Source organism: Curvibacter sp. CHRR-16, assembly GCF_018474005.1.
In the GTDB taxonomy this organism is placed as follows: domain Bacteria; phylum Pseudomonadota; class Gammaproteobacteria; order Burkholderiales; family Burkholderiaceae_C; genus Allorhodoferax.
In genome coordinates, this window is sequence record NZ_JAHCSH010000002.1 from 435735 (window position 1) to 461829 (window position 26095).

28 protein-coding genes are annotated in these 26095 nt (G+C 58.7%); 23 read left to right on the forward strand and 5 right to left on the reverse strand.

Annotation, left to right across the window (positions count from 1 at the left end):
- The first annotated feature begins 23 nt into the window (after positions 1–23).
- The 6 genes from KIK84_RS05595 (at position 24) to KIK84_RS05620 (ending at position 5620) form a co-directional block, all read left to right on the forward strand.
- The gene (locus KIK84_RS05595) at positions 24–809 is read left to right on the forward strand and encodes an SPOR domain-containing protein (protein WP_214122048.1); all 786 of its coding nucleotides are present in this window, start codon (positions 24–26) and stop codon (positions 807–809) included.
- A 3-nt stretch (positions 810–812) separates the two neighbouring features.
- On the forward strand, positions 813–1739 hold the full coding sequence (locus KIK84_RS05600) for a pseudouridine synthase (protein WP_214122050.1): 927 nt from the start codon (positions 813–815) through the stop codon (positions 1737–1739).
- A gap of 110 nt (positions 1740–1849) precedes the next feature.
- Positions 1850–2425: a Spy/CpxP family protein refolding chaperone gene (locus KIK84_RS05605; RefSeq protein ID WP_214122051.1), complete on the forward strand. Its 576-nt coding sequence runs from the start codon at positions 1850–1852 to the stop codon at positions 2423–2425.
- A gap of 126 nt (positions 2426–2551) precedes the next feature.
- On the forward strand, positions 2552–4510 hold the full coding sequence (htpG, locus tag KIK84_RS05610; protein WP_214122052.1) for a molecular chaperone HtpG: 1959 nt from the start codon (positions 2552–2554) through the stop codon (positions 4508–4510).
- Positions 4511–4691: 181 nt separating this feature from the next.
- The gene (locus KIK84_RS05615; protein WP_214122053.1) at positions 4692–5171 is read left to right on the forward strand and encodes a Panacea domain-containing protein; all 480 of its coding nucleotides are present in this window, start codon (positions 4692–4694) and stop codon (positions 5169–5171) included.
- A gap of 14 nt (positions 5172–5185) precedes the next feature.
- Positions 5186–5620, forward strand: a complete 435-nt coding sequence (locus KIK84_RS05620; RefSeq protein ID WP_214122054.1) for a hypothetical protein — start codon at positions 5186–5188, stop codon at positions 5618–5620.
- A gap of 54 nt (positions 5621–5674) precedes the next feature.
- On the opposite strand, the gene KIK84_RS05625 is transcribed toward KIK84_RS05620, so the two are convergent.
- Positions 5675–6550, reverse strand: coding sequence for a LysR family transcriptional regulator (locus tag KIK84_RS05625; protein ID WP_250207770.1), 876 nt, complete (start codon positions 6548–6550; stop codon positions 5675–5677).
- 73 nt (positions 6551–6623) lie between these two features.
- Between KIK84_RS05625 and KIK84_RS05630 the strand changes: the two genes are divergently transcribed.
- From KIK84_RS05630 to KIK84_RS05700, 15 genes are all read left to right on the forward strand, one after another.
- The gene (locus KIK84_RS05630; protein WP_214122055.1) at positions 6624–7511 is read left to right on the forward strand and encodes a DMT family transporter; all 888 of its coding nucleotides are present in this window, start codon (positions 6624–6626) and stop codon (positions 7509–7511) included.
- Between the two features lie 69 nt (positions 7512–7580).
- Positions 7581–9158: a DNA-3-methyladenine glycosylase 2 family protein gene (locus KIK84_RS05635; RefSeq protein WP_214122056.1), complete on the forward strand. Its 1578-nt coding sequence runs from the start codon at positions 7581–7583 to the stop codon at positions 9156–9158.
- Entirely contained in the window at positions 9158–9664 is a 507-nt protein-coding gene (locus tag KIK84_RS05640) for a methylated-DNA--[protein]-cysteine S-methyltransferase (RefSeq protein ID WP_214122057.1), read from the forward strand. Before KIK84_RS05635 ends, KIK84_RS05640 begins: the two co-directional genes overlap by 1 nt.
- The gene (locus tag KIK84_RS05645) at positions 9661–10614 is read left to right on the forward strand and encodes a DMT family transporter (RefSeq protein WP_214122058.1); all 954 of its coding nucleotides are present in this window, start codon (positions 9661–9663) and stop codon (positions 10612–10614) included. Before KIK84_RS05640 ends, KIK84_RS05645 begins: the two co-directional genes overlap by 4 nt.
- Before the next feature lie 153 nt (positions 10615–10767).
- Positions 10768–11787, forward strand: a complete 1020-nt coding sequence (locus KIK84_RS05650; RefSeq protein WP_214122059.1) for a hypothetical protein — start codon at positions 10768–10770, stop codon at positions 11785–11787.
- A 76-nt stretch (positions 11788–11863) separates the two neighbouring features.
- A complete protein-coding gene (locus KIK84_RS05655) occupies positions 11864–13477 on the forward strand; it encodes a peptide ABC transporter substrate-binding protein (protein ID WP_214122060.1) in 1614 nt (537 codons plus the stop codon).
- A gap of 67 nt (positions 13478–13544) precedes the next feature.
- Positions 13545–14465 carry an oligopeptide ABC transporter permease OppB gene (gene oppB / locus KIK84_RS05660; RefSeq protein WP_214122061.1) on the forward strand — a complete coding sequence of 307 codons (921 nt, stop codon included), beginning with the start codon at positions 13545–13547 and terminating at the stop codon, positions 14463–14465.
- A 51-nt stretch (positions 14466–14516) separates the two neighbouring features.
- The gene (locus tag KIK84_RS05665; RefSeq protein ID WP_250207816.1) at positions 14517–15401 is read left to right on the forward strand and encodes an ABC transporter permease; all 885 of its coding nucleotides are present in this window, start codon (positions 14517–14519) and stop codon (positions 15399–15401) included.
- Between the two features lie 3 nt (positions 15402–15404).
- On the forward strand, positions 15405–16385 hold the full coding sequence (locus KIK84_RS05670; RefSeq protein WP_214122063.1) for an oligopeptide/dipeptide ABC transporter ATP-binding protein: 981 nt from the start codon (positions 15405–15407) through the stop codon (positions 16383–16385).
- Positions 16372–17391, forward strand: a complete 1020-nt coding sequence (locus tag KIK84_RS05675; RefSeq protein ID WP_214122064.1) for a dipeptide ABC transporter ATP-binding protein — start codon at positions 16372–16374, stop codon at positions 17389–17391. The genes KIK84_RS05670 and KIK84_RS05675 overlap by 14 nt, the downstream gene beginning before the upstream one ends.
- A gap of 129 nt (positions 17392–17520) precedes the next feature.
- Positions 17521–17757 (forward strand): hypothetical protein, encoded by a 237-nt coding sequence (locus KIK84_RS05680; protein WP_214122065.1) that lies wholly within the window; start codon positions 17521–17523, stop codon positions 17755–17757.
- A 36-nt stretch (positions 17758–17793) separates the two neighbouring features.
- Entirely contained in the window at positions 17794–18204 is a 411-nt protein-coding gene (locus KIK84_RS05685; RefSeq protein ID WP_214122066.1) for a rhodanese-like domain-containing protein, read from the forward strand.
- A gap of 25 nt (positions 18205–18229) precedes the next feature.
- Positions 18230–19006: a type III pantothenate kinase gene (locus KIK84_RS05690; protein WP_214122067.1), complete on the forward strand. Its 777-nt coding sequence runs from the start codon at positions 18230–18232 to the stop codon at positions 19004–19006.
- Between the two features lie 43 nt (positions 19007–19049).
- Complete coding sequence (locus tag KIK84_RS05695; protein ID WP_214122068.1) at positions 19050–19652, forward strand: LysE family translocator; 603 nt, start codon at positions 19050–19052, stop codon at positions 19650–19652.
- 67 nt (positions 19653–19719) lie between these two features.
- Positions 19720–20361: a glutathione S-transferase family protein gene (locus tag KIK84_RS05700; protein ID WP_214122069.1), complete on the forward strand. Its 642-nt coding sequence runs from the start codon at positions 19720–19722 to the stop codon at positions 20359–20361.
- Positions 20362–20403: 42 nt separating this feature from the next.
- On the opposite strand, the gene KIK84_RS05705 is transcribed toward KIK84_RS05700, so the two are convergent.
- A complete protein-coding gene (locus tag KIK84_RS05705) occupies positions 20404–21603 on the reverse strand; it encodes a M20 aminoacylase family protein (protein WP_214122070.1) in 1200 nt (399 codons plus the stop codon).
- A 46-nt stretch (positions 21604–21649) separates the two neighbouring features.
- On the opposite strand from KIK84_RS05705, the gene KIK84_RS05710 reads away from it, so the two are divergent.
- A complete protein-coding gene (locus KIK84_RS05710; RefSeq protein WP_214122071.1) occupies positions 21650–23827 on the forward strand; it encodes a molybdopterin-containing oxidoreductase family protein in 2178 nt (725 codons plus the stop codon).
- A 70-nt stretch (positions 23828–23897) separates the two neighbouring features.
- Here the strand turns inward: KIK84_RS05710 and KIK84_RS05715 are convergent, their stop codons facing one another.
- From KIK84_RS05715 to KIK84_RS05725, 3 genes are read right to left on the reverse strand one after another with little or no spacing between them, the layout of a single operon-like run.
- Positions 23898–24419 (reverse strand): protein-export chaperone SecB, encoded by a 522-nt coding sequence (locus KIK84_RS05715; RefSeq protein WP_214122072.1) that lies wholly within the window; start codon positions 24417–24419, stop codon positions 23898–23900.
- Positions 24409–24885, reverse strand: a complete 477-nt coding sequence (locus tag KIK84_RS05720) for a helix-turn-helix domain-containing protein (protein ID WP_214122073.1) — start codon at positions 24883–24885, stop codon at positions 24409–24411. The genes KIK84_RS05715 and KIK84_RS05720 overlap by 11 nt, the downstream gene beginning before the upstream one ends.
- A gap of 12 nt (positions 24886–24897) precedes the next feature.
- Positions 24898–25383: a type II toxin-antitoxin system RelE/ParE family toxin gene (locus KIK84_RS05725; RefSeq protein ID WP_214122074.1), complete on the reverse strand. Its 486-nt coding sequence runs from the start codon at positions 25381–25383 to the stop codon at positions 24898–24900.
- Between the two features lie 387 nt (positions 25384–25770).
- Here KIK84_RS05725 and KIK84_RS05730 point away from each other — a divergent pair, with 387 nt between their 5' ends.
- Positions 25771–26076, forward strand: a complete 306-nt coding sequence (locus KIK84_RS05730) for an NIPSNAP family protein (protein WP_214122075.1) — start codon at positions 25771–25773, stop codon at positions 26074–26076.
- Positions 26077–26095 lie beyond the last annotated feature (19 nt).

The following is a 26095-nucleotide window of genomic DNA, read 5'->3' on the forward strand; positions in this document are numbered from 1 at the left end:
TCTGCCACTGGAGAAACATGCACATGCCGCACACCGACACCCCCTCTACCAGCACCCATGCCATGCGCCTATTGCGCTGGGGAGCGGCCTGCGCCCTGATGGTCACCTTGACCGGTTGCAGCTCTTTTTCCTTGAGCAAACTCTGGCCTTGGGGCAACAAGGCTGAACCAGAAGTCAGCGCGCAAACACCCGCCACCCCGGCTGAGCCTGAAAAACCAGCCGCCCCAGAGCCCACCACCTTCCCAGAGACACCGCCATCGCCCTTGCCAGCCCAAGTCGCCAGCCCGAGCACCCAATCGGTGGCACTGGCCCCCACTCCCCCCGTGGTGAGCCCAGCCCCCATGGGTGGCGAAGCCACTAGCAAGAAGGCCAGCCCCGCCAAAGCCAGTCCAGCCCATGACGCTGGCAGCTTGGTGCGCGGCTATTACGTCAACGTCGGCCTGTTTGCCGTGGCATCCAATGGCACCAACGCATTTCGCAAGTTGGAAGCCGCAGGTTTGCCGGTTTTCACCGACGTGGTGCAATCCCGCACCAAGGGCCCCCTGACTCGGGTGCGCGTAGGCCCCTACCCCAGCCCAGCGGAGGCAGACCAAGCCGCCAAGGACATCAAAGCCCAAGGGCTGGACGCACTGGTATTTGAATTTGCCGGCCACCCTGCAGCCAAAGGCAGCAAAAAAGCCAAACCCGCTGCGGCCAAGCCCAAAGCCCAAACCAGCCAAGAACCTGCTGGTGGCAAAGAAACCAAATCCATGGGCAGCGCTGGCTCGGCCAAAGCCGAAGCCGCCAAGCCCGCAGAAAAGAAGCAGTAAACCATGACCACCCCGCCGCGTTTTCGCCGCGCACCAGCCCCGGCGAGTATGTCGGCTGATGCCCGCAACAAAGCACCGACAGCCCCAAAAGCCGATGGCTCCGTACGCCTGAACAAACACATGGCCGACCTCGGCTTGGCCTCGCGCCGCGAGGCCGATGACTGGATCGCCAACGGTTGGGTGCGGGTAGATGGCCAGGTCGCCCCCATGGGCATGCAAGTGCAGCCCGGTGTACGCATCGAGATTGACCCTGCAGCCAAAGGCCAGCAAGCGCGCCAAGTAACCGTGCTGCTGCACAAACCACTGGGCGTGGTCAGCGGTCAAGCCGAAGACGGCCACACCCCCGCCATCACTTTGGTGCAGCCGGGCAACCGCTGGCGCCAAGACCGCAGCCGCATCCAATTCCACCCCGCGCAACTGCGCAGCCTGGTGCCCGCAGGCCGTTTGGATGTGGACTCCACCGGCCTCTTGGTTTTGACCCAAGACGGACGGGTAGCGCGCCAGATCATTGGCGAGGATGCCGAGCTGGAAAAAGAATACCTCGTGCGCGTGACCTACACCGGGGCCCCCAACTTGGCGGCCGCCAACAGTGCCGCCGCCACCCACGGCAAGCTGCAGATGCTGGACGAGAACAGCCCGGCCACGCAGGATGTGCAAAGCGTATTTCCGGCCAGCGAATTGGCACGCTTGCGCCACGGTCTGAGTTTGGATGGCCAGCTACTTAAACCCGCCAAGGTGGATTGGCAAAACCCACAACAGCTACGCTTTGTACTGACTGAAGGGAAAAAACGCCAAATTCGCCGCATGTGTGAACTGGTGGGCTTGAAAGTGCTGGCCCTCAAACGTGTGCGAGTGGGCCGCGTCCGACTGGGGGAACTGCCCGTGGGGCAATGGCGCTATCTTGGCCCAGATGAAAAGTTTGTGCTGTAAAACCACCACAAAGCTGGAAAAAATTCACCCCAACTGCCTAATTTCTCCGCAGAGTCTCCAAACTGCAGCGGCAATATTCCTTCCATAGTCACTCTAAGGAAGGAATTGCCATGACACCGCGTATCAAATCTTGGGCTGTATTGGGCTTGGCCGCATCTACCGCCTTGTGCCTGCAACTGGCGAATGCCAGCCAACCCACCACACCTAGCAAAAAGGGCAGCACTCAAGTGCGCCCCGGTCCAGAGCGCCCCCCTATGCCCCCGATGGGCGAACCGCCCATGCCACTGGAAACCCAGTTGCACTTGAATGACGACCAAGCCAAGCTGTTTGAAGACCTGATGAACACGGCACACGCCTACCACTACGTCGATCCTGCGGCACAGAAAAAACTCAGCACGCCCGAGCGCATTGCCAAAATCAACGCCTTGCAGCAAGAGCAAGCCAAGAAGGTGGAGGCTGTGGTCAAGAAGTTCTATAGCGCCTTGGATGCCGAGCAAAAGAAAACGTTTGATGACATCAGCCCCATGCTGCTGATGCCAGGCCCCGGCATGCCCCCTTCGGGCCCTCGCCCAGAGCAAGCAGCCGATGGACGCGGCCCCGGCATGGGACACCCCGGCAAAATGGGTGGCCCCAACTCCCCTCAACCCCCACAAGATGGGGGCGAGGCACCACGCCAACCGGGCTAAACCACAGCCAGCGTCAGCCAAAGATTCCATCAAACGGCACAAGCACTCTTGAAAAACCTGCCAGCACCCCCATGTGGGCTGGCAGGTTTTTTCTTTTCCGTGTAACCCGATCAACCGTTTGAAACCATGAGCAAACAGACCCATTCCTTTCAGGCCGAAGTAGCCCAGCTCCTGCATCTGGTGACCCACTCGCTGTACTCCAATCAGGAAATCTTTCTGCGCGAGCTCATTTCCAACGCCTCTGACGCGTGCGACAAGCTGCGCTACGAAGCCCTGAACAACAGCGCCTTGTACGAGAACGACAGCGAACTGAAGGTGCGCATCAGCTTCGACCAAGACGCCAAGACACTGACCATCACCGACAACGGCATTGGCATGTCGGTGCAAGAAGCCATCGACAACCTAGGCACCATCGCCAAAAGCGGCACCAAAGACTTCATGAGCAAGCTCACGGGCGACCAGAAGTCAGACTCCCAGCTCATCGGTCAGTTCGGCGTGGGCTTTTACTCCGGCTTTATCGTGGCTGACAAGATCACGGTGGAGAGCCGCCGCGCCGGACTGCAGGCCAGTGAAGCTGTGCGCTGGGTGAGCGACGGCGGTGCCAGCGGCAGCGCCTTTGAGGTGGAAACCATTACCCGCCAAGCCCGTGGCACCAGCATCATTCTCCACCTGCGCGACGACGCGCACGACTACCTGCAAGCGTGGAAGGTCAAAGGCATCGTCAACAAATACTCCGACCACATCAGCCTGCCCATCCAAATGGAAAAGGAAGAGTGGAAAGAAGGCGAAAACGACCAGCCCGGCAGCATGGTGAAAACCGGCGAATGGGAAACCGTGAACAAGGCCAACGCCATCTGGACGCGCAGCAAGGGCGATATCACCCCAGAGCAGTACGACGAGTTCTACAAACAGATCAGCCACGACTTTGAAGCGCCGCTGACCCACAGCCACAACCGCGTGGAAGGCAAGACCGAGTACACCCAGCTGCTCTACATCCCCAAGAAAGCCCCGCACGACCTGTGGAACCGCGACAAAAAAGGCGGCCTCAAGCTGTATGTGAAGCGCGTCTTCATCATGGACGAGGCCGAGGCCCTGCTGCCCAGCTACCTGCGCTTTGTGAAGGGCGTGGTCGACAGCGCCGACCTGCCCCTGAACGTGAGCCGCGAGCTGCTGCAAGAAAGCCGCGACGTGAAAGCCATCCGCGAAGGCAACACGCGCCGCGTGCTGTCCATGCTCGAAGACTTGGCCAAGCACGACAAAGCGCCAGCCGCTGGCGACAACGCCGAAGGCGTGACCGACGTGGTGAGTGAAGAAGACAAAGCCAAGCAAGGCCAGTACAGCCAGTTCTACAGCGAGTTTGGCGCGGTGCTGAAGGAAGGTCTGGGCGAAGACTTCGCTAACCGCGACCGCCTCTCCAAACTGCTGCGCTACGCCAGCACCAGCAGCGACACGACCAGCGTCAGCTTGGCCGACTACAAGGCGCGCATGAAAGAAGGCCAAGAGGCCATCTACTACATCACCGCCGAGACCTTGGCCGCCGCCAAGAACAGCCCGCAGTTGGAAGTGTTCAAGAAAAAGGGCATCGAAGTGCTGCTCATGACCGACCGCGTGGACGAGTGGTCGCTGAGCTTCCTGCACGAATTTGACGGCACCCCGCTGCAAAGCGTGGCCAAGGGCGCTGTGGACTTGGGCAAGCTGCAAGACGAAGCCGAGAAGAAAGCCGCCGAGGAAGCCGCCGAAGCCTTCAAGCCCGTGCTGGCCAAGCTCAAAGAAGCCCTGAAAGACAAGGCCGAAGACGTGCGCGTGACCACCCGCCTGGTGGACAGCCCCGCTTGCTTGGTGGTGCAAGAACACGGCATGAGCACCCAACTGGCGCGCTTGCTCAAACAAGCGGGCCAACAAGCCCCCGACGCAAAGCCCGTGCTGGAAGTGAACCCCGAGCACGCGCTGGTGAAAAAGCTCGACGGCAGCGTGCACTTCCACGACTTGGCCCACATCCTGTTTGACCAAGCGCTGCTGGCCGAAGGCGGTCTGCCCGACGATCCAGCCGAGTACGTCAAGCGCGTGAACGCCTTGCTGGTGTAACAAACCTTGGTATCAAATTGGGCTCTACAGCTTATGTAGCAAGCTGAAGCAGCTATTAATTTGATAGCAAAAACAAAACCCCGCCATCGCACGATGGGCGGGGTTTTTTGAAGATGCACTAACTTGATAGAATTCAAGACAATACTGTTTTTTCATACACCTTTGATTGGAGGGTATCGCTATGGCCTACTCAGCTTACGCAGTAGCTAATGCTTTCATTCAGAGAGCTGAAGAGGGGAAAATTTCAAACCTAACCCCGATGAAATTGCAAAAATTGCTTTACTTCGCACAAGCATGGCATTTAAAAGGAACAAATGGTCTTCCCGTATTGGATGATCATTTCGCTCGCTGGAAATATGGCCCCGTCATACCAGCCATCTATCATGAGTTCAAAGCTTTTGGGTATCAGCCCATTACCCGCAAGGCGACAACGCTATCCATGAATGATGCAGGTTATTCAGTGCTTGTTCCTATGGTTCCTGCAGAAGACCTAAGTACATGGGGCCTCATTGATGCGATCATCAATTCATATGGCTCGTTCGACGCTCAAACATTGTCTACCATGACACACGAAGAAAACTCCGCCTGGGCGCAGGGCAATCCTGACGGAAGCGTCATTACCCACCCTGAAATTTTGAGCGACACGACAATATTTGGCTAAAGGAAGGACTGCGAGTGAATAACAGCCCTCAAGACCAAGCAGTCGCCAAAACCTCAAGTTACTGGGCTAATTTGGTGCAACCCGCATCAAATCCCAGCCCCGACACGATCCCCAGTCAAAAAGCTCGCGAAGAAGCCCCTCCTGAAGGCAAAGACAAAAAAGGTGACTCACTACAAGAGCAAACCGTTAAAGATATGGAGGCCAATCGAGGCCTTAGAGATCGGTATGCGGGAAAAGCCTATGAGATGGCAACAGGCTGTCTTTGTGCTTGGTTTGTACTTCTTGGGGTCCATGGAATCATTAATGCAATACAGATGCGTCCGATGTACAGCGACAAAGTCATCATCGCTGTGACCAGCGGTGTCACAGTCAGTGTTCTTGCAGCATTTTTAGGTGTCATACGCGGGCTGTTTCCCTCAAGCACCAAAGACAAGACTGATAAAGGCTGAATCGGAACACCCGCCATCGCACGATGGGCGGGTTTTTTTTGTCAAAAGCGGCTGTCAATGGCCGCTGCGCAGCATGCCCACGATCAGCTTGTGCATCGCGGTGACCGCTTGCTTGCCCTTCGATGCCTGGCTGCGCACCACCCCAACCCGCACCGAACCCAAGGCCGGAAGACCGTGCTCCTCGCCCAAAATATGCAAATGGGCAGGCACGCACGATCGCACCAAAACGGCCACGGCCAGCCCGCTCTCCACCGCAGCCAACTGCCCCACCACGCTAGGGCTTTGGTAGACCAACTTGTACGGTATCCGGTGCTTGACCAGCGAGGCCAAGGCCTTTTTTCTGGCCATGCATCCTTGCTCATACGCCGCAATGGGCAAAGGATTTTTGCGCCAGATGGCATGCTGTGGTGAGCCGACCCATACCAAGGATTCATCCAACAAATGAACCCCTGCTTGTTTGTCATCCAAGGTCACTATGGCCAAATCCAAGCTTCCCTCCTTCACCTTGGGCAAAAGCTCTGTGGACTGCTGGCACAGCAACTCGATTTCAACGCCCGGATAACGACCCGCGAAGGCCCCCAAGACCGGGGTGATGTACGCCGCCGCATAGTCGTCTGGAATACCCAATCGGATTTGCCCCTGCAACTGGACGCCATGCAAGGCGTCCAAGGTTTGCTCATGCAACTCCAACATCTGACGAGCATAGGCCACCAAATCGGTGCCCGTAGCAGTCAGTGACAGCGACCTAGGCCCGCGCAGCAACACGGGTTTACCAATCGCATCCTCCAATTTTTTCAGCTGCATGCTCACCGCAGATTGGGAGCGGTACAGCTTGGGGGCCGCTGCAGACAACGACCCAGCGTCCACCACCGTGATAAATGCACGCAGCCAATCGAGCTGCAAATCGTTGCGCATAGATGGTTCACCCATGATTTGAAAATCAAATACTCATTGTTTGAATTATCCGCTTTACGCAAGGCATGCACCACCCAATACTGGGCGCATGACTGCATCGAACACCCCGAACACATCCCCCCTTCACAACAAAGCCCTGGTCATCAGCGGCGGCTTGTTGTTTGGAACCCTGGGCATCTTTGCCCAAGAGGCCCAGCAAGATGCACTGACTATCACGTGGTTTCGCTGCGCCGTTGGTGCACTGGCGTTGCTGGCATGGGGGCGCATGAGCGGGAACAACCATGCGCTGCGACTGCACGGTAGGTCATGGAGCATGGCGCTCACCACTGGTTTGCTGATGGTGATCACATGGGCCTTGTTCTTTGGGGCCATGGCACGCACATCCATCGCTGTGGCGACCTTGGTATTCCACATCCAGCCCATCATGACCATGGCACTGGGTGCCATTTTTTTGCGTGAACGGCTGCAACGCATCCAATGGGTGATGGCATCACTGTGCTTTGTGGGCTTGGCGCTGGCCACTGGCCTGCTAGAAACCACCTCCCCACACATCGGCAGCATGGATTACTGGATAGGGCTGTGCATGTGTGTGGGTGCCGCCTTGGCCTATGCAGTGGTCACCCTGATTGCCAAAACCAATCGCAGCATGAGCCCCCTTTCTCTCGTCACCTGGCAATGCCTCGTAGGGGCCGTGCTGCTGGCATGGTGGCCGTGGACCCACGGCGCGGCCATCCATGCCAGCAACTTGGCTTGGCTGGCCTGCATCGGGATCATCCATACAGCGCTCGCCTACATACTCATCTACACCGGGTTTGGGCGACTGAGCACGGGACAAATAGCCCCGTTGCAGTTTGTGTATCCATTGACTGCCATTACCTTGGATTGGATCGTCTACCGCAACACTTTGAGCGCCATCCAACTCAGCGGCGTCCTGATGATGGGCATCGCCATTGCTTTTATCAGCCGCTCACGGTGATGCAAGCCGCTGCATCCACATGTCCGAAAACGGCGCATGCGCCAGAGCGTTCTTCGTATGATGGCCCGCATGCCCAGCCCCCTCTCGCCCACCGCCAACACCGCCAGTACCACCTGCAGCACCAGCAGCAGCGATGACGCCGGCTACTACCTCGCGCTCAAGGCGCGGGATGCGCGGTTTGATGGGCGTTTCTTCACCGGGGTGACCAGTACCGGCATTTACTGCCGCCCTGTGTGCAAGGTGCGCACCCCCAAGGCGGAGAACTGCCGTTTTTTCACGCTCGCGTCGCAGGCAGAGGCGGCGGGGTTTCGGCCCTGCATGCGCTGCCGGCCTGAGTTGGCCCCATCGGGATTGCCGAGTTGGGGGGCGCAAACGTGGTCGGTGCAAGATGCATCGGCCATTCTGGCCCGACAGGCGGCCCAGTTGCTCGATGCACCACAGCTCTGGAGCGACGGCGCACCTAGCATGGGCGAGGTGGCACAGCGTCTGGGCATTAGCGAGCGGCACCTGCGCCGCATTTTTGAGCTGCAGTGGGGCATCACGCCCCTGCAGTACCTGCAAACGCGCCGCCTGCTTACCGCCAAACAGTTGCTGACGGATACGCAACTGCCTATTGCCCAAGTGGCCCTGCTCAGTGGCTTTGCCAGCGTGCGGCGCTTTCACAGCGCGTTTGCAGCGCAATACCGACTGCAGCCGCGCGCGCTGCGCAGCAGCACAGCCGCCACGCGCACTAGCCCCACAGGCTTGCGCCTGCGCGCAGCCTACCGCCCCCCGCTGGACGAAGCCGCCTTGCTGCAGTTTTTTGCCCAACGCAGCCTCGCGGGGGTGGAGGTGGTGGACGCTTCTGCCCTGTGCATGGCCCGCACCCTGACCGTGCAAGCAGCAGGCCACCCCCTGCAAGGCTGGGTGCTGCTGCAGCTACAGCCCGCCCACAGCGAGGTGCACATGACCGTGAGCGACACGCTGGCCAGCGCACTGCCGCAGGTGATGGCGCGGATGCGCCACCTGCTGGACTTGGACGCCGACCCGCAGGCCATTCACACCGTGCTGCAGGCGACCTTTCCCAACGGTGCGGGCCTGCGCGTGCCGGGCACGGTTGATGGCTTTGAGCTGGCGGTGCGCGCCATACTGGGCCAGCAGATCACGGTGCAAGCGGCCCGCACACTGGGCAGCCGCTTGGTGCAGCGCTTTGGCACACTACTGGCTGTGCAGGCAGCGCAAGCTGCCCCGCCCGTGCCAGGGCTTACCCACCTGTTCCCCAGCCCCGAGCAGTTGCGCCACGCCAGTGATGACAGTTTGGGCAGCCTTGGCATCGTGCGCCAGCGCCAGCACGCCATACGCGCCTTGGCGGCAGCCGTGGCCGATGGGCAGCTGCACCTGCACCCCGGTGCGGATGTACCCGCCACCATGGCTGCATTGCAGACCCTGCCCGGCATAGGCGCATGGACAGCCCACTACATTGCCATGCGGGCCCTGCGCTGGCCCGATGCTTTTCCGGCGGGCGATGTGGCCTTGCAAAAAGCCTTGGGCGTGCGCAACGCGCCCCGCCCCGCCTTGGCGGCCGAACAGGCCTCGCAAACCTGGCGACCATGGCGCAGCTATGCCACGGTGCGCGCTTGGTCACAGCCTTCAGGAGAGTCCTCGTGATGAAATTCCCTCCCCACACGGTACGCAGCAGCATCACCACCCCGCTGGGGCGCATGACACTGGCAGCCAGTACCCACGCTTTGGTGGGCGCGTGGTTTGATGGCCAGCAACACCAACCCGACTGGTCTGCATGGCCCACCATGGATACCCACCCCGTGCTGCAAGCGACAGCCGAGCAACTGGGCGAATACTTTGCCGGCCTGCGCCAGCGGTTTGACTTGCCGCTGGATCTGTCGGGCGGCACCACCTTCCAGCAAGCGGTGTGGGCACAGCTATTGCGCATACCGCATGGCACCACGGTCAGCTACGGGACCATCAGCCATCAGCTAGGCAAGCCCACGGCCATGCGTGCGGTGGGCGCAGCGGTGGGGCGCAACCCCATCAGCATCATCAACCCCTGCCACCGCGTTCTGGGCGCGCAAGGTAGCCTGACGGGCTATGCTGGTGGACTGGAACGCAAGATAGCCCTGCTCGAACACGAAACCCAACACCCTCCCACTGCATGACAACGCCCAACACCACCGCTACCGCCACCACGTCTGCCACAACAACACCGCCTTGGGTGTTGGACTTTGTGCTGCTGGCAGCCATTTGGGGCTCGTCTTTCTTGTTCATGCGCATGGGGGCTAAGGAGTTTGGTGCCCTGCCCACAGCGGGTTTGCGGGTGGGCATTGCGGCCCTGTTTTTGCTGCCCATACTCGCCTACCAAGGCCAGCTTGCGGGGCTGCGCCAACACTGGAAACTGCTGTTCGCCGTGGGCCTGCTCAACTCGGCGCTGCCGTTTGCCTGCTTTGCCTATGCGCTCTTGAGCATTCCGACGGGGCTCACGTCCATCATCAATGCCACAGTACCGCTGTTTGGTGCCGTGGTGGCGTGGGTGTGGCTGCACGACAGACCACAGGGGCTGCGGGTACTGGGCTTGCTGGTGGGCTTTGCGGGCGTGGCGTTGCTGGCATGGAGCAAATCGAGCTTCACGCCCAGCGCATCGGGAGGGGCTTCCGGTACTGCCAGCACTGCGACTGGCTGGGCGGTGCTGGCCAGCTTGGCGGCGTGTTTGTTCTACGGCATTGCGGCCAGCTTCACACGCCGCCATTTGGCTGGCGTGCCCTCCATGGTGCTGGCCACGGGCAGCCAAGTGGGCGCGGCAGTAGGGCTGCTTCCCTTTACGCTGTGGTACTGGCCCAGCCAAACAGTCAGCGCATCGGCCTGGCTGGCTCTGCTGGCGCTGGGGGTGCTGTGCACGGGCATTGCCTATGTGATTTTTTTTCGCCTCATCGCCCGGCGCGGCCCGGCCAAGGCGCTGACGGTGACCTACGCCATTCCTGTTTTTGGCGTGGCCTATGGCGTCTTGCTACTGGGCGAAACAGTGACAGGTTGGATGCTGGTCTGTGGCCCCATCATCTTGCTGGGAACAGCCTTGTCCAGCGGACTCATAGGCGGACGAGTGACGCGCTAATTCCATACAAAACGACACTGGTAATCCATAGAAATAAACGCATTGAGCATAAATCTTTAAGATGGTCGGTTATGCCCCCGTTTCGTCCTCCACAGTTCACAGGGATCCACGAACGTGCCAAACCGCCGCTTATTGCTCATCACATGTTGTGCCTTGTTCCTCACCATCGCCGCATGGATTGCCAGCACCGTGGTGGTGGCATTGCATGGACTCCGGCAGGCAGAAGATGGCTTGAAATCCATGCGGCAACTGCAGGTGCTGCTCATTGCCAGCGAAATGGCAACACGCGAACGCGGCCCAGCCAACGGCGTGCTCGGCGACGATGTACCTGCCGCCCCTGAAAAGCAACTGCGCCTGCAAACTGCTCGTCAAATGACGGATGCGGCTTTTGACAATATCCAGCGCTCCGCACCGATTGAAGACCATGACGACGAAACGCAAACCCTGCGCCAAGCGGCCCAAAAAGCCTATGCGCATTTGCTGCGCGCCCGCGCCTTGGTTGATGCCCAAGCAAACAAGCCACGCACCGAACGCGAAGCGCTGTGGATACGGCATGCCGTGAACGAGATGATTGGCGTCATCGACGACCTCAATCCAGCCATAGCCCTGCTGAGTAAAAACGCCTCCATCCGCTTCCCCCAAGCTGCCAATGCACTGATGGGTGCTCGCCAAGCAGCCATGCTGCGCGAGCTAGCGGGGCAACTGGGTTCCCAACTCACAGCCGCACTCACAACCCGCCAGCGCCTGACGCAAGACGAACAATTCACGCTGGAGCATTTGTGTGGGCGCATTGAGCAATTGCGCCATCAACTCATCCAAGATGCGAGCGACCAAAGCATGCGGCCTGCTACCCGCGCAGCCACCGATGCCATGGTGAACCAATACTTCAACTCTGCGATGCCTTTTGTAGAGTTGCTGATTGAAATTGGCAAACACAGCGGTCAATACCCGGTAAACACCACCGAGTTTGCAGCCCGTTACGTGCCCGAGATGAACTCCATCTTGGCACTGCGCAACGTACTCATGGGTGAAGCCATGGGCGAAGCACGCCAAGAACTACGCAATGTCCACCGCCTGCTCTTATTTGCTGCATTAGGTTGCATGCTGGTACTGGCACTTACCACCGGACTGTGGTGGCAGTTGCAAGCCAAGCCCACCGCCACCGCGTGTTAACCCCTGCTACCGAAAAAAGCGCCCAAAGGGCACATTTGTTGCTTCAGAAAAATCACATTTTTGAATAGGAAAACCTATGCAACACACATCCCCCTTCAAAGCGTTGGCAATCACTCTGGCTATTGGATTGGCATGCACCAGCATGGCCGCCACCATTCCCCCCGGCGTCAAACTGCACGACAAACAAGAGCTGGTGCGCAATTTGGGATCCGAGCCAGAATCCCTTGATCCTGCGATTGCCGAATCTGTTGGCGCCAATGAAATTTCGCGCGATTTATTCGAAGGGCTGACCGCCACTGATGCATCCAACAAAGTGGTTCCAGGCGTTGCAGAAAGTTGGAAGCAAACGAATGAGACCACATGGGTATTCAAACTGCGCAAAGACGCCAAATGGTCCAACGGAGACCCCGTCACTGCCGATGATTTCGTCTATGGCATTCAACGTTTTGTGAACCCTAAAACCGCCTCGCCCTATGCATCGGTTTATGGCGTTTTTTTCGTCAATGGTGCTGACATCGTCGCAGGCAAAAAGCCCGTCACAGAACTAGGCGTGAAAGCCTTGGACAAATACACGCTGGAGCTCAAAACGGCCTTCCCAGTGGGCTTTCTGCCTGAGCTGGTAGTCAACACCCAACTGGCACCGGCCCATAAAGCGACCATCGAGAAGTTTGGCAAAGACTGGACCAAGCCCGGCAATATGGTCAGTAATGGTGCCTACACGCTCAACACGTGGGTTGTGAACAGCAAAATCATCGAAACCAAAAACCCCCACTACTGGGATGCCAAAAATGTGCAACTGACCAAGGTCACCTTCTTGCCAGTAGAAGACCACACCGCTGACGTAAAACTGTACGAGTCGGGTGAGAACGAATGGGTCTACCAACTGCCAGCCAGCAGCTACGAGAAATACAAGGCCCAATACCCCAAAGAAATACGCAACAACACCACACTGGGACTACGCTACTACTCGTTCAACCACACGGATCCCCTGCTCAAAGACGTTCGCGTGCGCAAAGCGTTGAGCATGGTGATCGACCGCGACACGCTATCGCAAAAAGTGACGGCCGATGGGCAGCCACCAGCCTACAGCGTGATCGTGCAAGGCCTCAAAGGTGCCAATGTGACCACCTATGACTGGGTTAAATGGCCCATGGACAAGCGCGTAGCCGAAGCCAAGAAGCTACTGAGTGAAGCTGGTGTACCAAGCGGCACCAAGCTGAAGTTCTCCTACAACACCGACGATTACCACAAGAAGATGGCCATCTTCGCGGCATCCGAGTGGAAAACCAAGCTGGGTTTGGATACAGAACTAGAAGCCATGGAGTTCAAAGTTCTGCTGAAAAAACGCCACGATGCCGAATACCAAATTGCCCGCAATGGCTGGCTGGCTGATTACAACGACGCCACCAACTTCCTGACGCTCATCCAGTGCGATTCCGATCAGAACGACAACAAGAGTTGCAATAAAAAAGCCGATGCATTGATTGAGCAAGGCAATAAAACCACCGATGCGAAAAAACGCACCGAATTGCTCACGCAAGCAGCCCAAATCGCGATGGAAGACTATCCCATGCTGCCCCTGTTGCAGTACACCGTTCCACGGCTAGTCAAACCTTATGTGGGGGGCTACTCCACCGAGAACGGCACAGACCACTTCCGCGCCAAAGACCTCTACATCATCAAGCACTAAGCTGCACTGATGTGCACCAGCGTCACGCCCCGAAAGGGTGCGTGGCGCTATTCCTTTGGAGCGTCTTATGTGGATGTATGCATTGCGCCGTTTACTGGCGACTATTCCCACCCTGCTGGCCGTGATCACCGTGTGCTACTTGCTATTGCACATGACGCCAGGCGGCCCATTTGATTCGGAGCGCAAAGTCTCCGCTGCCGTGCTGGAAAACCTGCAGGCCAAATACCACCTCGATTTGCCACTGTGGAAGCAGTACCTGTACTACTTGGGCAGCTTGCTGCAAGGCGATTTGGGTGCGTCTTTCCGCTATGCCGACTGGAGCGTGAACGATCTGGTTCTGAAAGCTCTGCCGGTATCGGCCACGATTGGCGGCTTGTCCATCGTGGTGGCTGTGGCTTTGGGGGTGCCATTGGGCATGTGGGCGGCTTTGCGCCAAAACAGTGTGCTGGACTACACCGTCATGCTGCTGGCCAGCATAGGCAATGCCTTCCCTTCATTTGTGATTGGGCCGGTGCTGATTTTGGTCTTCGCCATGGGTTTGCACTGGTTTCCATCGGGTGGCTGGAACGCAGGTGAAATCCGCTATGCCGTGCTCCCCATGCTGCTGCTGGTATTCATCAACATGGCCACCATTGCCCGCGTGATGCGCGGCAGCATGCTGGAGGTGCTGCGCAGCAACTTCATTCGCACAGCCCGCGCCAAGGGTTTGCCACTGCGCGTGGTGGTGTGGCGCCATGCGCTCAAGCCAGCGATGTTGCCCGTGGTGTCGCTCATTGGACCCTTGGCCATTGAATGCATTACCGCCGCCATCGTGACCGAATCGGTTTTCTCACTGCCCGGCATAGGCAAGCTCATCGTCAACGGAGCCGCCAACCGCGACTACACCTTGGTGCTGGGGCTGGTGGTGCTGGTCACCGTCATCACCGTGGCATTCAACCTCTTGGTCGATCTGGCCTACGCATGGCTAGACCCCAAGATTCGTTACTAACACGCACGGTTGGAGACTTTTTTGTTCACCCCATCATCCAAACAACAAGCGCTGCAGCACTCGCTCGAACAAGCGGGTGCGGACATCAGCAGTCGCAGCCTGTGGTCAGACGCCGCACGCCGCTTTCGGCGCAACCAAGCAGCCGTCATCAGTTTATTTTTGCTGGCCTTCATCGCCTTGGCATGCGCTATTGGCCCCCTGCTGCTGCCAAACGCCTACGACGCCACCGATTGGAATGCCACCAGCTTGCCCCCGACACTGCTCAACTTTCACTGGTTTGGCACCGATGAATCGGGGCGCGATCTGCTGGTGCGCACCCTCATTGGGGGGCGCATCTCGCTGGTAGTGGGCGTACTGGCCGCTTTGTCCTCGTGTACCGTGGGCATTGTGGTGGGGGCTACTGCGGGTTTTATGGGCGGCAAAGTCGACGCCTTCTTGATGCGCTTTGTGGACATGATGTACGCCATCCCCTACCTGCTGATAGCCATCTTGCTGGTGACCATCTTGGGACGAGACTTTTACCTCGTGGTACTCACCATCACCGCGTTCTCGTGGATGAATATGGCGCGCATCGTGCGCGGCCAAACACTGAGCCTGCGCTCGCGTGAATTCATCGAAGCGGCCCGCGTCATTGGCGTGCCCACATGGCGCATCATTGCCCGGCACATCATCCCCAACTTGCTGGGCATCGTGATCATCTACACCACCATCACCGTTCCCAGCGTCATTTTGGTGGAGTCGGTGTTGTCGTTCTTGGGCTTGGGCATCCAAGAGCCCATGACCAGCTGGGGCGTGCTCATCCACGACGGCACTGCCGTGATGGAAATATCGCCGTGGATGCTGCTCTTTCCCGCCGGCATGCTCTCGGCCTCGTTGTACTGCTTCAACTACATTGGCGACGGCTTGCGCGACGCCCTCGACCCCAAGGACAAGTAAGCCATGACGATTCTTTCCATCCAAGACCTGCACGTGCAGTTCAGCACCCCCGATGGGGCCGTGCAAGCCGTCAACGGCCTGAACTTTGCGCTGGGCAAAGGGGAGACTTTGGGCATTGTGGGTGAAAGCGGATCGGGCAAAAGCCAAACCGTGTTGGCCATGATGGGGCTACTAGCCAGCAATGGCCGCGCCAGCGGCCAAGCCCTGTTCCACGGGCAAGACCTTCTGCGCCTGCCTGTGGTGGAGCTCAACCGCATCCGCGGCAATCGCATTGCCATGATCTTCCAAGACCCCATGACATCGCTCAATCCCTATCTGACGATTGAGCGCCAGATGACCGAAGTGCTGCAACTGCACAAAGGCATGGATCGCCGCAGCGCACGCGCCCAAGCCGTGCGCATGCTCGATGCCGTGAAGATTCCCGAAGCAGCCCAGCGCATCGGCCTATACCCGCACGAATTCTCCGGCGGCATGCGCCAGCGCGTGATGATTGCCATGGCCCTGCTGTGCGAACCCGAGCTGCTGCTGGCCGACGAGCCGACCACCGCGCTGGACGTGACGGTGCAAGCCCAAATCATCACCCTGCTGCGCGAACTGCAGCGCGACTTTGGCACCGCCATCATCCTCATCACCCACGACTTGGGTGTCGTAGCGGGCTTGTGCCAACAGGTACTGGTGATGTACGGCGGCCGTGTCATGGAACAGGGCAGTGCCGATCAACTCTTTGCCAACCCCAGCCACCCCTACACGCGCGGCTTGCTCAACGCCATCCCACGCTTGGACGATGCAGGGCAAACGCTGCAAGCCATTGCGGGCATACCACCCAACATGGCACGCCCACCCAAAGGCTGCCCTTTTGCGCCGCGTTGCCAGTGGGCACAAGACGTTTGCCACCAACAACTGGCCAGCACCAGCACCGTGGCCGCAGGCCATTGGCGCACCTGCCACCTGGCCCTAGAGGAATTGCACCATGCAGCACACTGATACGCGCCCCATCCTGAGCGTGCAAGACCTGCACGTGCAATTCACACTGCCCGCCGCCAAAGGCCAAATGCCTTGGGCCCGCAAACGCACACTCAAAGCCGTCAACGGCGTGTCTTTTGACCTGCACGCAGGGGAAACCTTGGGCATTGTGGGTGAGTCCGGCTGCGGCAAATCCACCTTAGCCCGCGCATTGACCAACTTAGCCACTATCAGCTCTGGCAGCGTGCGCTGGCAAGGCACAGAGCTGCATGGCGCCAGTGCCGCTACCTGGCAAGCCCTGCGCCGCGATGTGCAAATGATCTTCCAAGACCCACTGGCCAGCCTCGATCCGCGCATGACCATCGGCGAGATCATTGCCGAGCCACTGCACATCCACGAGAAAGCATTGGGCGCAGCCGCCATCGCCCAACGGGTGCAAGACATGATGCAGCGCGTAGGCCTGAGCCCGCACCTGCTCAACCGCTACCCCCACGAGTTCTCCGGCGGGCAATGCCAGCGTGTGGGCATTGCCCGTGCGCTCATCTTGCGACCCAAGCTGGTCATTTGCGATGAACCCGTATCGGCTTTGGATGTGTCCATCCAAGCCCAAATCGTCAACCTGCTGCTGGAGCTGCAGCAAGAGATGGGCTTGGCCCTCCTCTTCATCGCGCACGACTTGGCGGTGGTCAAACACATCAGCACCCGCATCATGGTGATGTACTTAGGCCGCGTGGTGGAACTGGCCCACAAGCAAGACTTGTACGCCAGCCCACAGCACCCGTACACGCAAGCGCTGCTCAGCGCCATTCCCATCCCCGACCCGGTACGCGAGCGCAACAAAACCATCACCTTGCTGCAGGGCGATTTGCCCTCGCCCATCTCGCCGCCGTCGGGATGCGTGTTCCGCACGCGCTGCCCACAGGCACACGCCCGCTGTGCCGAGAGCGTTCCCGCATTGCAAGCCGTGCTGGCACGCACCCACAGTGCATGCCACCTGCACACAACAGCAGAGACCACGCCCGCCTGATGGGCCAAGGGCGCGCATTGCGCGCCCTTGTAAGACTTTTTCCTACAAGCGGTTTAGCCAGTGGCTGACTTTGGTTTTCAACCCGCACTTCTACAGTTCCTATACCGCCTAAACGGAAGGAGAACTGCCATGAAATCCACTGCTACCGCTTTCAATCCCTTCAGCCTCATGATGGAGCCTGAGCTGGTGCTGCAAAACATGGAGCGTTCGCAGCAACTGCGCAACCTGCGCCGCCACACCCTGCGCCCGCTGGATAAGCCCCTGATTCCCTACGCCGTGAAACCCAAAACGGATGTGGATGCGTACGACGCCGAAATCGAAGCCGATGATTTCGAAACCCAAGCCGATAACTACCTGTTGAATTGATTTACAGTGCAAGGCTCCAACATCCGTTAGAGCCTTATGACAAACACTGTGTCTTCTGCGCTGGGTTATGCGGGCGATGTAACGCCCCAGCAAGCGTGCGACTGGTTCCAGAGCGGCTCCGCCGTGCTGGTGGACGTGCGAACCGATGCCGAGCGCGAATGGGTGGGTTTTGTACCCGGTTCCGTGGCCATTGCCTGGAAGCAATGGCCCGGCATGGCGGCCAACGCCGACTTTGACGCCCACGTACAGGCTTTGGACAAGAGCCGCAAGATCGTTTTCTTGTGCCGCAGTGGCGTGCGCTCCGTTGCGGCAGCCAAACGCGCCACCGAACTGGGCTACGAGGCCTACAACATCTTGCAAGGTTTCGAGGGCGATGCAGACGCCAACGGCCACCGCGGCAAGCTGGGCGGCTGGCGCTTTCACGGCCTGCCTTGGCAGCAACGCTAAACCACGCCGCATCGCCTAGGCTGCTATGACGCTGCTCGCCATCGATGTCGGCAATACGCGCCTCAAATGGGCGCTGTTTGACCAAACCAGCCCCCAAGCCCGCCTGTTGGCACAAGGGGCCGAATTTCTGGAAAACATAGACCGCTTGGGTAGCGGCGCTTGGACGCAACTGCGCCAGCCCGACGCCGTACTGGGCTGTGTGGTGGCAGGTGATGCCATCAAGCGCCGAGTAGTTGACCAAATGGAAGCATGGGATGTTGCCCCCCAATGGGTCGTTTCCAACGAAGCCGAAGCGGGTCTCAAAAACGGCTACGACCACCCCACCCGCTTGGGCTCAGACCGCTGGGTGGCCATGATTGGTGCCTACCATCGCATGCTGGAGCAAGGCAAACCACGCCCCATCGTGCTGGTGATGGTCGGCACCGCCGTCACAGTGGAAGTGATTGATGCGGGCGGCATGTTTCTGGGCGGCCTCATCCTGCCGGGGCACGGCATCATGCTGCGCGCACTCGAATCAGGCACCGCAGGCCTGCACGTGCCCACAGGCGAGGTGCGCCTCTTTCCCACCAACACCAGCGATGCGCTGACCAGCGGCGGCACTTACGCCATAGCCGGAGCGGTCGAGCGCATGGTGCAGCACTGCATAGCCCGCTGCGGCCAAGTGCCCGCGCTCTACATGACAGGCGGTGCAGGCTGGAAAATGGCCCCCAGCATGACCCGCCCCTTCGAACTGGTGGACAACCTCATATTTGACGGCTTGCTGCAAATCGCCAGCCGCCGTTTTGCGGCACGGGTTGATTGATCATGAAGTCTTTGCTTAGCCCATAACCGCACAAGGCACCAAAATGGATTTTCATTTACTGCTCTTGTTTTTCGTAGCTTTTACGACCGCTGTAGCCGTACCTGGGCCGAACGTTGCATTTGCCGTAGCGCAAGCACTCAAGCATGGAATCAGAACGACATTGCCTGGGGCACTTGGTTTTGGGCTGGCAACAGCTGTTCACGCGACCGTGGTGCTTTCCGGTGTTGGCCTACTCATTCACGAGCACCAGTGGGTACTTACTTATTTGCGGTGGATAGGAGCGCTCTATCTCGCATACCTTGCCCTCAGCACTTGGTTCGCCAAACCCAGCACCAACGACGTTAAGGCTGGTGAAGCCAGTGCCAAAAAAATGTTCGTTGACTCATTTCTGGTATCCCTGACAAACCCCAAGGGATGGCTAGCTAGCCTATTGACTTATCCAAGCTTTATCAGCCCCCATTTTCCCTACCTGACGCAAGCCATAGCTCTGAGTTTGACGGCACTGGCTATCTCGCTCTCCATCTATGCCGGATACATGTTTCTAGCCCATAAAGCACGCGCCGCTTTTGACAACAAAGCCATGCTGAACAAATCAACCAGCGTAATTTACGTCATCGTGGCGCTTAGTCTTGTGCTGCTTCCTTAGCGCGGTCGTGAGCAAGTGGCTATTGGCCTCCAAGTGACGGCTTTACCCATCTTTTAGTCTAAATCATATGTACCAACTTCATTGCTTTAGCCAATCTGGCAACTCCTACAAAGTCGCCTTTTTGTTGTGTGCCTTGCAGCAGCCGTGGGAGGCTAAGTTTGTGGACTTCATGAGCGGCATTACCCGAACGCCACAATGGCGAGATGATTTGAATGAGATGGGAGAAGCGCCCGTCTTGGATGACAGAGCTAAACGCATTACGCAATCTGGCGCCATCCTGACTTATTTGGCTCAGAAGCATGGTGCATTTAATGGGAAGACTGAAGACGAGCGGCTTGATGTTCTGCGCTGGTTGCTTTTTGATAACCACAAGTTCACCAGTTACTTTGCAACCTATCGGTTCATGAAATCATTTGCCGCTACTGCGCCCGATCCTGCTGTTATGACATGGTTGAAAGGTCGCATGGACAGCGCATTTAGCATCGTCAATCAGCACTTGGCTTCGCGCGAGTTCTTAGTTGGCGATCAACCAACGATTGCCGATATGTCTTTGTCTGGATATTTGTTTTATCCAATTGAAGAAAGTGGCTACGACGTAGCTGCTCTCTACCCACACATTGGAACTTGGTTGCAGCGGTTGCAGCAAATCCCCGGGTGGGCCAATCCCTACGAAATCATGCCAGGTGGGGTAATTGCACCGAAATGGTAATGCTAGTTGCATCGCCGGGTGACGAACCTACCTAGATTCGTCTTACCGCGCCAACCACGCCTTGGCCAACTCCACCCAGTAGCGTGCGCCCACGGGTAAGAGCGCATCGTTGAAGTCGTAGCTGGGGTTGTGCAGCATGCAGGGGCCGCCGCCGTGGCCTATAGCGCGGTGGTCGCCGTCGCCGTTGCCAATGAAGGCGTAGCAGCCGGGCTTGGCCAGCAGCATGTAGGCAAAATCTTCCGCGCCCATGGTGGGTTCTTGGGGCACTACTTTGCTCTCGCCAAACACGCGCTGCATGACTTGGCGGGCGAACTCGGTCTCGGCCGCAGCGTTGATGGTGGGCGGGTAGTTGCGCTGGAACTCAAAGTCCGCCTGCGCGCCAAAGGCGCTGCACAATGCATGCGTCATGTCGCGCATGCGCTGCTCCACTTGGTCTAGCACCTCCAAGCTAAAGGTGCGCACCGTGCCCTGCAGCTCGCAGCTATTGGGGATGACGTTGGTGGCCTCGCCCGCGTGAATCATGGTCACCGAGATGACCGCCGCATCGATGGGTTTGACATTGCGGCTGACAATGGTCTGAAAGCCCTGCACCAACTGGCACGCCACCACCACGGGGTCTATGGCGTTGTGCGGCATGGCGGCGTGCCCGCCTTTGCCGCGAATGACGATGCGAAACTCGTTGCTCGACGCCATAACCGGGCCGGGACTGGCGGCCAGGGTGCCCTCGGCCAAGCCGGGCCAGTTGTGCACGCCAAACACCGCATCTACAGGAAAACGCTCGAACACGCCTTCGGCCACCATCTCGCGCGCGCCACCGCCGCCCTCTTCGGCGGGCTGGAACAGCAGCACCACGGTGCCGTCAAACTCGGCATGGTGCTGCAGGTAGTCGGCTGCGGCCAGCAGCATGGCGGTGTGGCCGTCGTGGCCGCAGCCGTGCATCTTGCCGGGGTGGCGGCTGGCGTGGTCAAAGGTGTTGATCTCTTGCATGGGCAGCGCATCCATATCGGCCCGCAGGCCGATGCTGCGCGCACCGGGCTGGCTGTGCTGGCCTTTGCGGATAACGCCCACCACGCCCGTCTTGGCGATGCCGGTGTGCGTTTCTATGCCCCAGCTATGCAGCGTTTGGGCCACTACACTGGCGGTTCGGTGTTCGTTGAAACTCAGTTCGGGGTGGGCATGGATGTCGCGGCGCAAGCCCACATACTGACCCATGCGCTGCTGCAGGTATTGCTCTAGTTGCATGCGAACTCCGATCACTCTCTGTATTGCATCGTTCATTATCGTCACCATGACACACGCGTCCAGCCAACTCGCCGATAGCCCTACTGCCGTGACCGCTGCTAGCGACAGCACACACACCGTGCTGGGAGCCTGTCCGCACGACTGCCCCGACACCTGCTCCATGGTGGTGACGGTGCAAGGGGGCAAAGCCATCAAGGTGCAAGGCAACCCCGCCCACCCCACCACAGGCGGCGTGCTGTGCACCAAGGTGTCGCGCTACACCGAGCGCACCTACCACCCAGAGCGCCTGCAGTACCCGCAAAAGCGCGTAGGGCCGAAAGGTCCCGGTCAAGGTGCAGGCCAGTTTGTGCGCGTAAGCTGGGAAGAAGCCATTCATGACATCGCCCAGCGCCTGCAGGCCATTGCCGCGTCCCCCGCCGGGCCGCAGGCCATACTGCCCTACAACTACGCAGGCACCATGGGCCGGGTGCAGGGTGGCAGCATGGCATCGCGCTTTTTCCACAAGCTGGGGGCATCGCAGCTGGAGGCCACCATCTGCGCCTCCGCCGGGGCCGAGGCGCTCAACCTCACCTACGGTTCGCGCTGGGGCATGCACATGCCGTACTTTGCAGAGTCGTCGCTCATCCTCATCTGGGGCAGCAACGCCATTGGCAGCAACCTGCACTTTTGGCGCTACGTGATGGAGGCCAAACGCAACGGTGCCAAGCTGGTGTGCATAGACCCACGCCGCACCGAAACGGCCGACAAATGCCACGAGCACATTGCCCTGCTGCCCGGCACCGATGCCGCGCTGGCGCTGGGGCTGATGCAGCAGCTCATCGTTAACGACTGGCTGGACCACGACTACCTGCAGCGCCACACCGAGGGCTGGGACGCCCTGCGCACCCATGCGCTGCAATGGACGCCCGAGCGCGTGGCAGCCACCTGTGGCATCCGCGCAGAGCAGGTGGTGCAACTGGCTGCGGACTATGGTGCCTGCCGCCACAGTGCCCAAGCACTGGGCACAGGACACGCCGAAAAACACGCCGCTATCCGCGTCAACTACGGCGTGCAGCGCACCCACGGCGGCGGCAACGCTGTGCGCGCCATCGCCTGCCTGCCTGCGCTCATAGGCGCTTGGCGGCACCGGGCGGGTGGCCTGCTGCTGTCCAGCTCGGGCTTTGCTCCGCCGCTCAACCCGGCATTGGAGGGCGCGCACCTGGCACCTGCCACACCCCGGCGCAGCATCAATATGTCGTGCATTGGCGATGCGCTCGACCCACTGTCCACCAACCCACCCAGCCCTGCGCTGCAAGCCGTGGTGGTCTACAACTCCAACCCCGTGGCCGTGGCCCCAGACTCGGCCCGCGTGAAGCGAGGCTTTGCGCGTGAAGACCTGTTTACCGTGGTGCTGGAGCATTTCCAGACCGACACGGCCGACTACGCCGACTACCTGCTGCCCGCCACCACGCAGCTGGAGCACTGGGATATCCACACCAGCTACGGCCACACCGACGTGCTGCTGAACCGCCCCAGCATCGCCCCCGTGGGCGAGGCGCTGCCCAACACCGAAATATTCCGCCGCCTGGCCCGCGCCATGGGCTTTACCGAGCCCTGCTTTGCCGACAGCGACGAAGCCCTGTGCCGCATGGCCTACGATGGGCGGGTGGACTTTGACGCACTGCTGGAGCACGGCTTTGTGCACCAGGACCTGCCCGAAGCCCCGTTTGCCCAAGGCGGCTTTCCTACCCCCAGCGGCAAATGCCAGTTTGTCAGCCCCGCACTGGTGGGGCCGGGCAACGACGGCCTGCCCCACTACCTGCCGCTGCGCGAGGAGCCACACCCAGCCAATGCAGAGGGCGCTAGCGGCGGCACGTCGCCGCAGTACCCCCTGCGCATGATCAGCCCCCCTGCACGCAACTTCCTCAACTCCACCTTTGTGAACGTGCAAAGCCTGCGCAAATCGGAAGGCGAACCGCTGGTGGAAATCCACCCGCACGACGCCGCCGCACGTGGCATACAAACGGGCGATGTGGTGAACGTGTTCAACCAACGCGGCAGCTACCGCGTGCGCGCCGAAGTGAGCGAACGCGCCCGCCCAGGCGTGGTGGTCTGCCTAGGCATCTGGTGGCACAAAGACAGCTTGGAGGGCCACAACATCAACATCCTGACCAGCCAAGCCGTGACCGACCTAGGCAATGGCGCGACGTTTTATGACTGTGGGGTGGAGGTGGGGAAAGCATGAAAAGAAAAACCCAGTCGGTTGCCCGACTGGGTTTTGGGTACGGACGGAATCTTTCGATTAATCTTGACCTTTAGAGCGCACGGGATGTGCGTTTCCGTTTAGTGGGAATAGCAGAAGCCAAACTGGGGTGGCTTACGTCCTCTTGTTTGTGATTCGCCAGATCGGAAAAATTCAATGAAGGGAGCAATAAAGGCCCATGCGCCGAACGGCTGGTCACTGTACTAACCATTTCACGAACAGCCCCGTACAGCAGTGATGCTCCATTAACCAGAGCTCGAACCCGACGCTCTTCGGTTTGCCGATCCGCTTGAGTAAGGTGCATGCGCACAATGCCCCGTACGGAAATCTGGATGTTGTAGGGTGCCTGCGCATCTTCCTTGGGGCCCACACGCAAAGTGAGCTTCACGCCGAAGTCGGAGTACTTTTCCTTCTCATCCAGTAGCGCCAACCCAGTATCAGCCGACATCGCCAACTTGCCGGGGAAAAAAACCAAACCAGGCGCAAACGATGGATCTGCTTGATACCCGTCCACAGGGATCACAGACACGCCATCAAAGGTGTACTCCAGCAATTGCAAAGGACTAAGCTGCACAGGCTTCCTCCTTAAACATCTCATCGTGATTGGATGAAACCAATTGCACGCCAAAGTTCACGAACTCCATTGCGCCAGCGAACAGTCCAGACATAGGCTTCATGGTCTTGCGACTCATCCATTCCTGCAAGTCCGGAGCATCCACCATATCCAACGCCAAAGTGGCTTGGCTCTCCCAAGGCTGAGAGGCTGCGGGGGCTCCCACTTTGCGAAATACAGCATCAAAGGTATAGCCCAAGGCCTTGGTCACTGCGGCAATGGTTTCGACTGTGAGATTTTCGTGCCCGGAGAGAACTTGCGTCACTCGCGCACGGCTCCAGCCCAAAGCACGAGCCAAGTCAGCACGAGTCTTGCCTGCGTGGTGCAGTAACAGCGTCAAATCGGCGGCCACATCCACGGCTTTGAGCTCTTCTGCCAGCCCTTCGTGGGCGGCAATCAAATCGCCAAAAAGAGGTTTGTGTTCCATAGTCATCTCACTTCACTCAATCCACTGCAGACCCGCTGCAGTTCGGGATGCTGTCAAAAAATCAACCACTGCCTGCTTGGCTTGGTTGATATCTTTGTTTGAAAGCTTATCTGTACGTTTGGGCAAGGTGTGCGTCAACAAGACCACCTTGTCCGTTGCGTAATAAAACAAAATCCGAATGTCGCCATGCCGATACCGCCATACCGTTTCATTCTTCTTGGTCACATCACAGTAAAAAGGATTAAATGCTTCATGCACCGTCTTCGCATCTGATAGCTGGTTGAAAGGCTTACCTAGTTGAGCCAGCTTCAGCAGCTTTTTCAAACCTAGCAGGGCCTGTCGCTGGTCATCCCCCTGCAAGCTTTTAACTGCCTTAAACACCTTCGCCGAGTCTCTGCTCTTGGCATCCGTACAGGGTGAGACCACCTTGAATCGACCCTGCGCAGACACAGCACCTGACTCAAAGTCACTCACCCTGATTTCGGTCAGAAAATACATTTGTTTAGCTATAGCTTAACACCAACAAGAAACCGCACATAAAGAAAAACCCTTAAAAACAGCCGCAAATCTGCAAAGTGAGACGCCTACCTTAACTATCTCAAAGCATAAGCAGCGCTGTTTTACAACGGATGTACACACAACGCGGTCAACAAATGGGCGTCACACTGGGCACGTGAAAGGAATTGATCTGAAGAGCTTTCGCGAACCATCACTATATTTGAATTCCACAGATGACTACTCAGCATGGACATGCTCATGGCAAACACCAAATTTTCACAACGATAACTTCCAAGCTGTGCGCAGCACTCCAGTTAAAGAATACCTCCTAGGAACATCAATATTGAATTGGCAAGGCTGATGCCTTGAGCAACACCCCAGAGAACCATGATCACCTGCTACATCCGCTACATCATCGACCCTTATAAGCTCCACGAGTTTGAGCACTACGGCAAAACATGGATACCGCTGGTGCAAAAGTTCGGCGGCCAGCACCACGGCTACTTTTTGCCGTCCGAAGGGGCCAACAACGTGGCTTTGGCCATGTTCAGTTTTCCCAGTCTGGCGGCTTACGAGACCTACCGGGTGCAATCCCAAACCGACCCGGAATGCCTAGCGGCGTTTCGCTATGCCGAAGAAACGCGCTGCATCGTCAGCAACGAGCGCAGTTTCTTTCGGCCGGTGTTTGGATAAACGCCCCACACTTCCCGCT